Below are 11153 nucleotides of genomic sequence, written 5' to 3' on the forward strand. Positions count from 1 at the left end.
AGGATTCGATGACGCTCACCGTGCACACGCTGCTCTACGACGGCGTGGAGGATCAGGACTTCGTCGGACCGGCCACCGCGCTCGGCACGGTCGACGGGGTCCGGCACAGCTTCGTCACCGTCGGCGGACCGGGCGCAATCACCACCGCGGCGGGGCTCGAGCTCACCATCCGCGGGCCGTGGGCGCCGGCGGACGCCGACCTGCTCGTGGTCCCCGGCGGCGGCTACGGGGCGGGCTCCGCGGTCGAGGAGCAGCTTCGCGGCGGCGCTGTCCCGCGCGCACTGGCCGCGGCCCGCCGCCCCGGGCTGACCATCGCGGCCGTGTGCACCGGGACGCTGTTGCTCGCCGCGGCGGGAATCACCGCTGGTCGCCGCTGCACGACCCACCACATCGCGCTGCAGGACCTTCGCGCGCACGGCGCTGTCGTCACCGCGGGCCGCGTGGTCGACGACGGTGATCTGATCACGGCGGGCGGCGTCACCTCCGGCATCGACCTCGGCCTGCACCTCGTGGAGCGGTTCGTCGGCGCCGAGAGCGCGGCGCTCGCCGAGGAAATCCTCGAGCACGAGCGCCGCACCGGGCCGTGGCGCGCGGGCCCCGGCGTCACCTTCGTCAATGCCATCGAGATCCCGGCCGAGCGCATCGACGACTTCGTCCGGCAGTGGCGGGGGCGCGCCGCGTCCATGCGGACCGCGCCGGGCTTCCGCGACGTCCGCCTGCACCGGGCGATCCTGCCGGACACCCGCTTCCAGCTGGTCACCATCGCGCACTGGGACAGCGCCGAAGCGTGCGAGGCGGCCGGGCGCGCCCCCGCTGTGGTCGCCTCGGTCGACGAGGCGCGGTCGATCGCCACGGCGCACCCGGCCATTTACCGCGTACAAGCATGAATACTGTTGTACCGCAACACATTTGGTAACTCAGACGTCATCGCGGTGTCTGTCGGTGTTCACCCGGGACCGGTTGGGTCGGCGGGGTACCTCGCCACCGACCGGAAGGACCCCGATGACCGCCGCCACGCCACCCCGGACTCGATGGACCGAGGCGGAGATCCCCGCCCAGCACGGCCGGATCGCCGTCGTCACCGGCGCCAACAGCGGGCTCGGCTTCGAAACCGCGCGGTTGCTCGCGGAGCACGGTGCAACCGTCGTGCTGGTCTGTCGCAGCATCGAGAAGGCCGGAGCGGCGGCCGAGCGCATCCGGGCGACCGCCCCCGATGCCGAACTCCGCCCGGTGCGGGCGGACCTGCTGTCCCTGACGTCGGTGCGCGCGGCCGCCGAGCAGCTTCGCGCGGACTTCGACCGCATCGACCTCCTCGTCAACAACGCGGGGACCACCTTCGCCCGCCGCACCGAGTCGGCAGACGGCTTCGAGGCCACCTTCGCCACCAACCACCTCGGCCCCTTCGCCCTGACCGGGCTGCTGCTCGACCGCATCGCCCCGCACCCGGGGGCGCGCATCGTCGCCGTCAGCAGCCTGCTCGCCGCCGGTGCCACCCTCGCGCTCGACGACCTGCACTGCGCGCGCCGTCGGTACCGGACCATGGCGGTGTACGGGCAGTCCAAGCTCGCCGACCTCATGTTCACGGTCGAGCTCCAGCGCAGGCTTGCCGTCGCGGGCGCGCCCGCGATCGCGACGGCCGCCCACCCCGGTTCCGTGCGAACGGCGTTCGGCGACAATATGGGCCCGCTGTCCAAGCAGCTCAACTCGGGGGTGCTGCGCCCGCTGGCCGGGTGGATCCAGCAGCCCGCCGCCATCGGGGCGCTCGCGACGCTGCGCGCCGCCACCGACCCTGCGGCCGCCGGTGCCGACTACTTCGGCCCGACCGAGCGGCGCGGGCTCAAAGGCCACCCGGAACCGGCCGCGCCACCCGCCCCCGCCCTCGATCAGCGGCTGAACACCCTGCTCTGGGCGGAATCGGAGCGGTTGACCGGGGTGCGGTACGACTTCGGCGCCGCGGCAGCGCCCGGACGGGCCTGACGGCACCGGCCGAACCGCGGCGTCAGCGAGCGAGCTCCGACGGCGTGGCGCGGACTCGCTCCCCCTCCCCGGCGCCGAGCGCGACGGCGACATCCGCGAAGCGCGTCGCCCCGCCGCCTGCGCGCAGCGTCGCGGCGGCGGCCTGCGCGCCCGCGGTCATGGCGCGGGCGCGCTCGACGGCGACCCGCAGCGAGCGGGCGTCGAGATCCTTCGGCCGCAGCGTGACCCCGGCCCCGGCCTCGCTGACCCGCCGGGCGATCTCCGGCTGGTCCCGGCCGAAGGGGACGATGACGCTGGGCACGCCCGCCGCCATGGCCTTGGAGACGATGCCGAACCCGCCGTGCGTGACGACGGCGGCGCAGTGCGGCAGCACGTGGCCGTGCGGGACGAAGCGCTCGACCCGGATATTGCCCGCGCTGGCCAGCCCGGCGCCGTCGTACGCCTCGGCGAGGGTGAGCAGCACCCGGACCGGCTGGTCGCGCAGCGCCTCGACGGCGACGCGGGCCAGGTCCTCGTCGCCCTGGTAGTCGGTGGAGCAGGTGACCAGGACCCAGGGGTCGCCGGGCTCGTCCAGGTAGGCGGGGCGCTCGGCGGGGAGATCCCACGGCTGCGCGCCGACCAGGTGGACGTGCGCGGGCAGGTCGGTGCGCGGGTACTCCAGTGGCTCGCCGGTGAGCACGATCACCGCGTCCTGCGCGGTGAACTGGTCCAGCGGGGAGCGGAATTCGGGCAGCCCGGCGGCGCGGCGCAGCCCGTTCAGCCCGGGCAGCATGGCCTTGCCGAAGACCCGCTCGACCATCTTCCACCCCACCGCGTCCCGCACCCGGCCGAGCGGGCCGGACATGGGCTTCAGCCCGAGGCCGTAAGGCGGGATGCCGCGGCCCCGCACGGGCAGCACCGAGGGCAGCACCATGGCGGTCGGCAGCGGCGACGCCTGGGCGCGGGTCTGCGCGCCGTAGGCAATGGAATCGACGAGCAGCACGTCGGGGCGGTGCTCGGCGATGGCGGCGTCCAGGTCGGGGCCGTCGAACTCGCCGCGGCGCACGAGATCGACCTGGCCGCTGCGCAGCCGCTCGGTGTCGGAGGTGGCGCGGAAGTCGGTGACCTCGACCGCGGTGACCCTGTGGTCGACGGCGTCGGCGGAGATCCCGGCGGCGCGCAGCGGGCCGACCATGGCGGGCAGGGTGCGCACGTGCACCTCGTGGCCGCGGCGGCGCAGCTCGAGCAGGCCGGGGACGAGCGGGACCACGTGGCCGGTGGCGGGGGCGGTGTAGACCAGGAAGCGAGTCATGGGCGGGCTCCGTTCGGGGGACTTCTGTTAGTATGGGACTACATTGATTTGTGTCAAGGGTAAATGAAAGTAGGTGCAATGGCGCGCCGATACGAGATGACGTCCCGCGCAAAGGCGCGTGAACAGACCAGGGAAGCCATCCTGGACGCGGCCATCGAGCTGTTCGTCGACGCCTGGTACGACGAGGTGACCATCGCCGATGTCGCTGCCGCGGCGGGTGTTTCACCGCAGACCGTGGTCAACCACTTCGGCAGCAAGATCGGGCTCTACCTGGCCGGGCTGGCCGAGCGGTTCGCGCCCGCGGTCGCGGCGGGGCGCGCGGAGGCGGTGCCGGGCGACGTGGATTCCATCGTGCGCACCGTCGTGCGCGACTACGAGTACACCGGTGATGGCACCTGGCGGCTGCTCGCGCTCGCCGAGCGGATGCCGGAGCTGCTCCCGATCATCGAGGACGGGCACCGCTCACACCGGCACTGGGTGGAGACGGTCTTCGCGGCGGTGCTCGAGCGGCACCCGGAGCAGGATCGGCTGAGCGACCTGCTCGTGGTCGTGCTGAACGTCGGCACCTGGCGCAGCCTGCGGCGGGAGCTGGGGCTGAGCCGCGAGGCGACCGTCGCGCACCTGGTCACCCTGGTCGGCGCGCTGCTCGCCTGAGGCTCAGCGCGAGTGCTCGAGGTAGGCGACGATGGCCGCGGTGAAGCCGCGGCGCGCCTCCTCCAGGTCGGTGTAGGTGCCGAGCTGCTGCTCCGAGACGATGCCGCGCATGGCGCCCGGCAGGAACGAAGCCACCTCGCGCACCCGCTCCGGTGCCACGTCCAGGTCGGCGAAGGCCTTCTGACAGGCGGCGTTCCACCCCACCTGCCAGGAGACCAGCTCGGCCGCGGTCCGCGGGAACAGCCGCTCCAACTCGGCGGGGTCGCGCGGGAGCGCGGCGCGCAGCGTCTCGATGGCGCGCGAATCGGTGCCGGTCAGGCCGCGGTAGAGCGTGTCGACGGTGGCGGCGACCCGCTCCCGGAGCGTGCCGCCGGGCACCAGCCCGGCCGGGAGGTCGCCGCGCCGCTCGGCGGTCCGGTGCAGCACCGCCGCCCAGAGCCCGTCGATATCGCCGAACTGGTACTTGACCGCCCCCCAGGTGACCCCGATGTCCTTGGCGATCCGATTCGCCGACACCGAGCCGGGATCGCCGGACGCCAGCGAGGTGAGCGCGGCCTCGAGCATGGACTCGCGGGTCGCCGCACCGCGGCGGTTGGTGCGCCTGCTGCTGCTCGGGGCCGTTCCGGTCACTCCAGCGATGCTAATCGCCGAGCGGCCGCGCCCGGGCGCCGGAGAGCGAGAGCGCGCGCAGCGCGCAGAGCCAGCCCGCCCCGCCGAGCGCCATGCGGGCGTAGTTCGCCGAGGTCCACAGCTCGATGAAGGAGGCGATGCGGTCCGGCTCCCACTCCGCGCCGTCCCGCTGGAAGATCACCATCTGCGGCACGAACCAGCCGTAGCTGACGGCCGCGTAGGTGGTCATGAGCAGCGCCGCCGCCAGCCACCAGCGCCGGATCGGCTCCGGCGCGCGCCAGGCGAAGCCGATGTTGATCAGCGCCAGCAGCGCGACAGCGGGCGAGACGAAGGGCCAGAAGGCCCGGCCCGCCCGCTCGAAACCGGACTCGGTCATGGCGGCGAGCGTCTCCGCGGGCGGCACCTGCTCCCACAGGTGCACCACGATGATCTTCTCGTACCACCCGGCGCCGAACTGGATTCCGACGAAGATCACCAGCAGCCAGAGCGCGATGGCGCGTGCGCGTGTCATGCCGAGAACGCTAGGTCGCGGGCGGCCACCCCGGATCCGGGCCCGACCCGGAGCCCGACCCCGAAATCTCCCCCGACGCGGGGGCTTTCAGGTCAGCGAGCCTGCCAGCAGCGAGGGGTCGTGGGCGCAGACGATCCGCAGGTCGGGCTCGCCGCGTCGGTAGAGCTCGGCGAGCCGCTCGTGGTTCTCCCTGACCCGGTGCCGGTCGTAGGCGACCGACGACTCCATGAACGACAGCGGGAACGGCACCTTGGAGCGGCCGTCCAGCGTGGCCGGGTGGTAGAAGGCGTCGCCCGCGTGCAGGATCCAGCGGCGCCCGGCGTCCACCGCGACGCAGGCGTGGCCGCGGGTGTGCCCCGGCAGCGCGATGAGCACGATGCCCGCCGCGATCTCGGTCAGCTCGCGCGCCGCGGCGAAGCCGCGCCACGGCTCGCCCGCCGGGTTGTGCTGCACGAACTTCGGGCCGTGCGACCACTGCGCGGCGCGGAAGCGCACCCGCTCGCGGGAGGTCGGCTCGGTGACGCCGCCGCGCAGCTCCGCCGAGGTCAGGTGCACCTGGGCGTGCGGGAAGTCGGCGAGCCCGCCGATGTGGTCGGCGTCCAGGTGGGTGAGCACGATGTGCCGGACGTCGTCGCGCTTGAAGCCGAGCCGCTCCACCTGCCGCGCGGCCGTCTCGGCGGGCTCCAGCGCGGGTCGCAGCAGGTGCCGCACCGGGCCGATCCTGGCCCCGGGGTCGATGATGTCGTGCAGGCCGAAACCGGTGTCGACCAGCACCAGCGAGCCTGGTGCTTCGATCAGCAGGACGTGACAGACCAGGTCGGTCGTCGCGGGGGGATGCATGCTGCCACAGTTCAGGTGGTGGACTTTCACGGGCGCGTTCCGTCTTCGGGGAGGGGTGGGGGAGCCGCCCCCGGCGTGCGGGCGGACACCGACAACCTACGGAATGCCGGGCGTTTGCGCGCCGGGATGTCCCACATCCGCGGGTCGTGTCGGCACCCCTCGACAACCTGGGAACGAACTGCTGGGAGCGCTCGACGCCGCCGGATTTGCTGACCGACCGGTCTCCATGTTGTCCCGTACGGCCAATCGGTCAATTGACCTGCTCGGACTCCAGGACCTCCTTGAGCCGGGCCAGCGTGCGGCGGATATTGCCCTCCTGGAACTCGGCGAAACCGCGCTTGCCCGTCGCCAGCCGGTCGAAGACCCGCGCGACCGCGTCCGGCCAGGTCGTCCGGTCGTCGATCCAGGTCTCGGTGACGCGGGTGCCGCCGTCGACCGGCTCGAAACGGTACTCCCAGGTCGCCACGGCCACCCGGAGCGCGGGCTTGCGCACGCCCCAGCGCTGCACCCGGAAGGCGAAGCGGCTCCCCGGCTCGGCGGCGGTCACCACGCACCCGGTGTGCCAGCGGAGGCCGCGGCGCACATTGGCGCCGACGAAGGTGTCGCCCACCCGCGCCGGGCGGCCGGGGGCGTCCAGCACCGCGCCGGTGTTCTCCGGACTCCAGCGGCCCATCCGGGTGACGTCGGCGATGTTGTCGTAGGCGGTCGCCGGGTCGACGGCGATCACGATGCTGTCGGAGATCTGCATGGTTCGAGCCATCCCCGGACTCTACGCACGCCGGGAAGGTCAGCGCGGCACCGGCAGCAGCGCCTCGGTCGGCGGCCTGCCGTCCCGGAGCCGGGCCACCTCGGCCCTGGCGAACTCCACCCGCGGCGTCTGCACGCCGCGCTCGGCGGCGAGCGCGTCGGCGAGGTCGTGCACCGCGTCCAGCACGTGCGCGCGGCGTCGGCGCGCCGCCCGGTCGGTTCCCGCGCGCCGGAACGCGCGCCTGGTCCTGCCGTTCCCGCACGCGGCCAGCGCCTCCTCGGACCGGATCACCCCCGACGCGACCTCGGGGGCGAGGATGTCGGCGAGGAATTCACGCTCCCGCGGGACGGTCAGCGCGAAGACCCGCACCGCGATCGCCAACGCCACCGCCATGACTCCCGCGATGAGCCCGAACGCCGCCGCATTGCTGTCGCCGATGAAGTTCGCCATGGAGTCCCACAGCCCGTGCAGCAGCATGGCGGTGCCGATCAGCAGCAGCCCGCGCCCGATCCGGCGCGGCTCGGCCGGGCGGCCGAGCAGGTAGACCAGCCCGGCGCAGAACAGCGCGGTGTAGAGCAGGTGGCCGGTGGCGCCGGTGGCGACCCGGAGCACCACCGTGCTGAGCGAGGCCTCCACCTGGTTCGCGCCGAACTGCGCGGCGCCCGCGTTCATTCCGTAGGCGATGTCCTCGACGATCTCGAAGCCGAGCCCGAGGAACGCCCCGAGGATGAAGCCGTCGAAGGCGGTGCGCACCAGCCGCGGCGCCAGCGCGATGAGCAGCAGCAGCCCGAAACCCTTCGCCGTCTCCTCGGTGAACGGCGCGGCCAGCCCGGCGCCCCAGTCCTGTGCCCAGGCGTGCCCGAAGAGCTTGCCGTAGATACTGATCAGCGCGGTGTTGGCGTAGGAGGCCATGGCCCAGGTGGCGGCGAAGCCGCCCCAGCAGAACGCCGCCACCAGGATCTTCGTCGGCTGCCTGGCGTAGCGGTCGATGTGCTGGGTGAACCACCAGAAGACGGCGCCGTAGACCGCGAACACCGCCGCGGTCACCAGGATGGCCCGGCTGTAGGCCCCGTAGCTCTGGCCGATCCGGCTCGCGAACAGCAGCGCCCCGGAGGTGGTGAGCAGCGCGTAGACCCAGAAGGCGAGGTTGCGCGGCTGGTAGAGGGTGAAGGAGCGGCCCCAGCCGGACTGCTCGATCGCGAGGAAGCGGGCCCGGTCGAGATCGGTGGTCGTCACGCTCGCCCGCCGATCACGTCGAGACCGGCGATCATCGCCCCGACCTCGGTGAGGATGTCCGCGCCCGGTTGCGCGGGGCCGACCGCCACGATCTCCACCCCGGTGCCGTCGAAGACGAACGCGGCCAGGACGCCGTCCAGCTGGGCGGCCGCGAAGCGGGTGACGACCCCGGTGGCGCCGCTCTCGGTGGTGATCGGCGTCGGATCGCCGGACGCGGTCAGCCCGCGGCCGCCGGAGAGCGCGGCGTCGGTGCGCTCGATCTGGTCGAGCAGCGCGTTCGCGTCCCCGCCGAAGGCGCCGGTCTGCACGGTGAACCGGGTGCCGCCGCGGGCGAGCACGGCCACCGTCGGGTAGCCCTGGCCGCTCGGCTCGTCCCCGATCCGCTCGCCGTCGACCAGCGCCCAGCCGGGCTCGGCGGGGAAGGTGATTCCACCGTTCAGTGCGATCACGTCGCCCGCGGCGGTCACGTCGTCGTCCGCGAGCGCCGCGTCCAGCCGTGGCAGCAGCACGCCCTGCAGGAAGGCGAGCGCGAGCACGACCAGCGCGGGCAGCAGCGTCCGCCGGTCCATCCCGAACCAGCGCCGGTCGACCGGGACCCACCGGTCGCCGGGGTCGAAATACGGTGCGGTTCCTGCCGTTTCCGGCTGCCTGGCGTGCGTTCCCACTCGACCTCCGTCTCGATTCACCGAGACGATAACCCGAGAATTGCTGGACGGCCAGCGGAAGCGCGTCAGGGCGGCGGTGAGGGCGGCGACGTGCGCCGCTGATCAAGGGGCGACCGGCTCGTCCGGGCGGGCCAGCACGCAGCGGGTGCGGTGGAAGATCGTGGTCATGCAGACATTGCAGTGCGTGCAGAGCGATTCGGCGGCCGGGTCGGCGCGCAGCCGCTGCAGCAGGTCCGGTTCGCGGAGCAGGGCGCGGGCCATGGCGACGAATTCGAAGCCCTTCGCCATCGCCAGGTCCATGGTCGCCTTGGTGGTGATGCCGCCGAGCAGCATGAGCGGCATGCTCAGCTCACGCCGGAACTGCTGCGCCAGGTCGAGCAGGTAGGCCTCGCGGTAGGGGTACTCGCGCAGGAAGAAGCGGCCGCTCGCCTGCAACCCCCAGCGCAGCGGCGGCGGGAAGACCTTGGCGAACTCCCTGCGCGGGGCGCTGCCGTGGAAGAAGTACATCGGGTTGAGCAGCGAGCTGCCCGCGGTCAGCTGCAGCGCGTCCAGGGCGCCGTCGGCCTCCAGCCAGCGCCCGATCTGCAGGCTCTCGGGCAGTTTCAGCCCACCGCGCACGCCGTCGTCCATGCTCAGCTTGGCGGTGACGGCCATGTCCGTCCCGACCCGCTCGCGCACCGCGATGGCGATCTCCCTGGCGAAGCGGGCCCGGTTCTCCAGCGCGCCGCCGTACTCGTCGCGGCGATGGTTCAGCAGCGGGCTGAAGAAGGCGCTGACCAGGTAGTTGTGCCCGAAATGCAGCTCGACGGCATCGAACCCGGCGTCCTGGGCCAGCACCGCCGCCTCGGCGTGCGCGCGCACCAGCCCGCGGACGTCGGCCACGCTCGGGCGCCGGGTGGCGGACATGCCGAGCGGGCTGAACAGCCTGCTCGGGGCGAGCGCGGGAGCCCGGTTCGAGGCGGCGTTGGCGACCGGGCCCGCGTGGCCGAGCTGCGCGCTCACCGCGGCGCCCTCGGCGTGCACGGCGTCGGCGAGCCTGCGCAGCCCGGGCACCGCCTCGGGGCGCATCCAGATCTGCCTGCGCTCGGTGCGCCCCTCCGGCGCCACCGCGCAGTACGCGACGGTGGTCATGCCGACCCCGCCGCGCACCGGGCGCAGGTGGTACTCGATCAGGTCATCGGTGACCAGCGCGTCCGGGGTGCGGGCCTCGAAGGTGGCGGACTTGACCACCCGGTTCCGCAGCCGGATCGGCCCGAGCCGGGCCGGGGCGAACACGTCGTTCATTCTTCCTCCGTGGAGTGGGCGAGCCCCGCGCTCACGAAGGCGGTGAGCGCTGTCACCGCGGCGGGGGAGAGCACCCGGTCGCCGGCGAGCGGATCGCCGAACTGGCCGAGCACGAGGTCGAAGGCGAGCAGCCAGCGCCGCCTGGCGCCTGCGGCGTCGAGGCCGGGGACCAGGTCGCGCAGCAGCGCCACCCAGGGGTCGAGCCGGAACCAGCCCGCCGCCCACGGCACCGGCCGCCTCCCGAGCACCAGGCGGGCCAGCAGGTGCAGGTAGAGCCTGCCGGTGGGGTCGGCGGCGAGCTCGGCGAGCGGCGCGACCAGCGCCGCCACCACCGCGGGGACGTCGGGGGCGTCGGCGGCGAGATCGTCCAGCGCGGTCTGCCAGAGCGGGCCGAGCCTGGCCTCGAGCAGCGCGGCGACCAGCGCCTCCTTGGAGCCGAAGTGGTAGTGCACGGCGGCCGGGTTCACGCCCGCGGCTGCGCAGACGGCGCGGATCGAGACCCGGTCGTACCCCGCCTCCAGCAGCAGCCGCTCGGCACTGGTGAGGATGCGCTCGCGCGTTCCCGTCTCGGTCCGTCCCACGGCAGAATTGAAACACGTTTCAATCAGTTGTTCAATCAGTGATTGACAGAACGGGGCGGAACTGTCCCGCACACTGGGGGGATGAAACGACCGGCGTGGAACGGCTCGCCGCCGAGCGGCCCGGAGCAGGCGCGCGAGCGCATCCTGGCCGCCGCCATGCGGTGTATCGACACGCACGGCGCGCGGCGCACGAACCTCTCGCACGTCGCCGCGGAGCTCGGGGTGATCCGGCAGACGGTGTACCGCTACTACCCGAGCACCGAGGCGCTCTTCGCCGCGGTCGGGTACGCGGCGCGGGACAGCTTCGTCGACCGGCTGGTCGCGCACCTGGCCGGGTGCGCCGATCCGGCCGAGCTGGCGGTGGAGGCGGTGGCCTTCACCGTCGAGGAGCTGCCGGGGGAGCGGTACCTGACCGCGCTGATGAACACCGGGCAGGGCACGGCGTTCTCCCGGTACGCGCTCTCCGGGGTGGCGCTCGGCGCCTGTCGGGAGGCGTTCCTGCGCACCGATGTCGCGTGGGCGGCACACGGTTTCACCACCGCGGAGTTCGACGGGCTGCTCGAGTTCCTGGTCCGGATCCTGCTCTCCTTCGTCGAGGAGGGGGCGGGCGCCGCGGAGCCGCCGCGGCGCGGGGCCGAGCTGCGCACCTACCTGCGCCGCTGGGTCGCGCCCGCGGTCCGCGCGGTGCCGGTCACCGCGATCGCCGGATAGGGCGCGACCCCGGACGCGCGAAAGC

Annotated in this window: 13 protein-coding genes; 4 read left to right on the forward strand and 9 right to left on the reverse strand. The window is 73.4% G+C overall.

Going from position 1 to position 11153, the window contains the following annotated elements:
- The first annotated feature begins 8 nt into the window (after nucleotides 1-8).
- Both ACFUUZ_RS07070 and ACFUUZ_RS07075 read left to right on the forward strand, forming a co-directional pair.
- Nucleotides 9-887 carry a DJ-1/PfpI family protein gene (locus tag ACFUUZ_RS07070; protein ID WP_378693382.1) on the forward strand — a complete coding sequence of 293 codons (879 nt, stop codon included), beginning with the start codon at nucleotides 9-11 and terminating at the stop codon, nucleotides 885-887.
- 115 nt (nucleotides 888-1002) lie between these two features.
- Nucleotides 1003-1977, forward strand: coding sequence for an oxidoreductase (locus ACFUUZ_RS07075; RefSeq protein ID WP_378693384.1), 975 nt, complete (start codon nucleotides 1003-1005; stop codon nucleotides 1975-1977).
- A 22-nt stretch (nucleotides 1978-1999) separates the two neighbouring features.
- Here the strand turns inward: ACFUUZ_RS07075 and ACFUUZ_RS07080 are convergent, their stop codons facing one another.
- Nucleotides 2000-3268, reverse strand: a complete 1269-nt coding sequence (locus ACFUUZ_RS07080) for a glycosyltransferase (protein WP_378693386.1) — start codon at nucleotides 3266-3268, stop codon at nucleotides 2000-2002.
- Between the two features lie 96 nt (nucleotides 3269-3364).
- Here ACFUUZ_RS07080 and ACFUUZ_RS07085 point away from each other — a divergent pair, with 96 nt between their 5' ends.
- Nucleotides 3365-3922, forward strand: a complete 558-nt coding sequence (locus ACFUUZ_RS07085; RefSeq protein WP_378693388.1) for a TetR/AcrR family transcriptional regulator — start codon at nucleotides 3365-3367, stop codon at nucleotides 3920-3922.
- A gap of 3 nt (nucleotides 3923-3925) precedes the next feature.
- Here the strand turns inward: ACFUUZ_RS07085 and ACFUUZ_RS07090 are convergent, their stop codons facing one another.
- From ACFUUZ_RS07090 to ACFUUZ_RS07125, 8 genes are all read right to left on the reverse strand, one after another.
- The gene (locus ACFUUZ_RS07090) at nucleotides 3926-4486 is read right to left on the reverse strand and encodes a TetR/AcrR family transcriptional regulator (protein WP_378693416.1); all 561 of its coding nucleotides are present in this window, start codon (nucleotides 4484-4486) and stop codon (nucleotides 3926-3928) included.
- 76 nt (nucleotides 4487-4562) lie between these two features.
- Complete coding sequence (locus tag ACFUUZ_RS07095; protein ID WP_378693390.1) at nucleotides 4563-5063, reverse strand: DUF1772 domain-containing protein; 501 nt, start codon at nucleotides 5061-5063, stop codon at nucleotides 4563-4565.
- 87 nt (nucleotides 5064-5150) lie between these two features.
- Complete coding sequence (locus tag ACFUUZ_RS07100) at nucleotides 5151-5933, reverse strand: MBL fold metallo-hydrolase (protein WP_378693392.1); 783 nt, start codon at nucleotides 5931-5933, stop codon at nucleotides 5151-5153.
- Between the two features lie 220 nt (nucleotides 5934-6153).
- A complete protein-coding gene (locus ACFUUZ_RS07105; RefSeq protein WP_378693393.1) occupies nucleotides 6154-6663 on the reverse strand; it encodes an SRPBCC family protein in 510 nt (169 codons plus the stop codon).
- A gap of 27 nt (nucleotides 6664-6690) precedes the next feature.
- Nucleotides 6691-7887, reverse strand: a complete 1197-nt coding sequence (locus ACFUUZ_RS07110) for a PrsW family intramembrane metalloprotease (protein ID WP_378693395.1) — start codon at nucleotides 7885-7887, stop codon at nucleotides 6691-6693.
- Entirely contained in the window at nucleotides 7884-8552 is a 669-nt protein-coding gene (locus ACFUUZ_RS07115; protein ID WP_378693397.1) for a hypothetical protein, read from the reverse strand. Before ACFUUZ_RS07115 ends, ACFUUZ_RS07110 begins: the two co-directional genes overlap by 4 nt.
- A gap of 102 nt (nucleotides 8553-8654) precedes the next feature.
- Nucleotides 8655-9836: an NADH:flavin oxidoreductase gene (locus ACFUUZ_RS07120; protein ID WP_378693399.1), complete on the reverse strand. Its 1182-nt coding sequence runs from the start codon at nucleotides 9834-9836 to the stop codon at nucleotides 8655-8657.
- The gene (locus ACFUUZ_RS07125; RefSeq protein ID WP_378693401.1) at nucleotides 9833-10417 is read right to left on the reverse strand and encodes a TetR/AcrR family transcriptional regulator; all 585 of its coding nucleotides are present in this window, start codon (nucleotides 10415-10417) and stop codon (nucleotides 9833-9835) included. The genes ACFUUZ_RS07120 and ACFUUZ_RS07125 overlap by 4 nt, the downstream gene beginning before the upstream one ends.
- An 81-nt stretch (nucleotides 10418-10498) precedes the next feature.
- Between ACFUUZ_RS07125 and ACFUUZ_RS07130 the strand changes: the two genes are divergently transcribed.
- Nucleotides 10499-11128: a TetR/AcrR family transcriptional regulator gene (locus ACFUUZ_RS07130; protein WP_378693403.1), complete on the forward strand. Its 630-nt coding sequence runs from the start codon at nucleotides 10499-10501 to the stop codon at nucleotides 11126-11128.
- Nucleotides 11129-11153 lie beyond the last annotated feature (25 nt).

This window comes from Nocardia sp. NPDC057353 (genome assembly GCF_042667085.1).
Lineage (GTDB): Bacteria > Actinomycetota > Actinomycetes > Mycobacteriales > Mycobacteriaceae > Nocardia.

Coding starts and splice junctions, on each gene's coding strand:
- ACFUUZ_RS07070 (WP_378693382.1), top strand. CDS start 9: ATGACGCTCACCGTGCACACGCTGCTCTACGACGGCGTGGAGGATCAG.
- ACFUUZ_RS07075 (WP_378693384.1), top strand. CDS start 1,003: ATGACCGCCGCCACGCCACCCCGGACTCGATGGACCGAGGCGGAGATC.
- ACFUUZ_RS07080 (WP_378693386.1), bottom strand. CDS start 3,268: ATGACTCGCTTCCTGGTCTACACCGCCCCCGCCACCGGCCACGTGGTC.
- ACFUUZ_RS07085 (WP_378693388.1), top strand. CDS start 3,365: ATGACGTCCCGCGCAAAGGCGCGTGAACAGACCAGGGAAGCCATCCTG.
- ACFUUZ_RS07090 (WP_378693416.1), bottom strand. CDS start 4,486: ATGCTCGAGGCCGCGCTCACCTCGCTGGCGTCCGGCGATCCCGGCTCG.
- ACFUUZ_RS07095 (WP_378693390.1), bottom strand. CDS start 5,063: ATGACACGCGCACGCGCCATCGCGCTCTGGCTGCTGGTGATCTTCGTC.
- ACFUUZ_RS07105 (WP_378693393.1), bottom strand. CDS start 6,663: ATGGCTCGAACCATGCAGATCTCCGACAGCATCGTGATCGCCGTCGAC.
- ACFUUZ_RS07120 (WP_378693399.1), bottom strand. CDS start 9,836: ATGAACGACGTGTTCGCCCCGGCCCGGCTCGGGCCGATCCGGCTGCGG.
- ACFUUZ_RS07130 (WP_378693403.1), top strand. CDS start 10,499: ATGAAACGACCGGCGTGGAACGGCTCGCCGCCGAGCGGCCCGGAGCAG.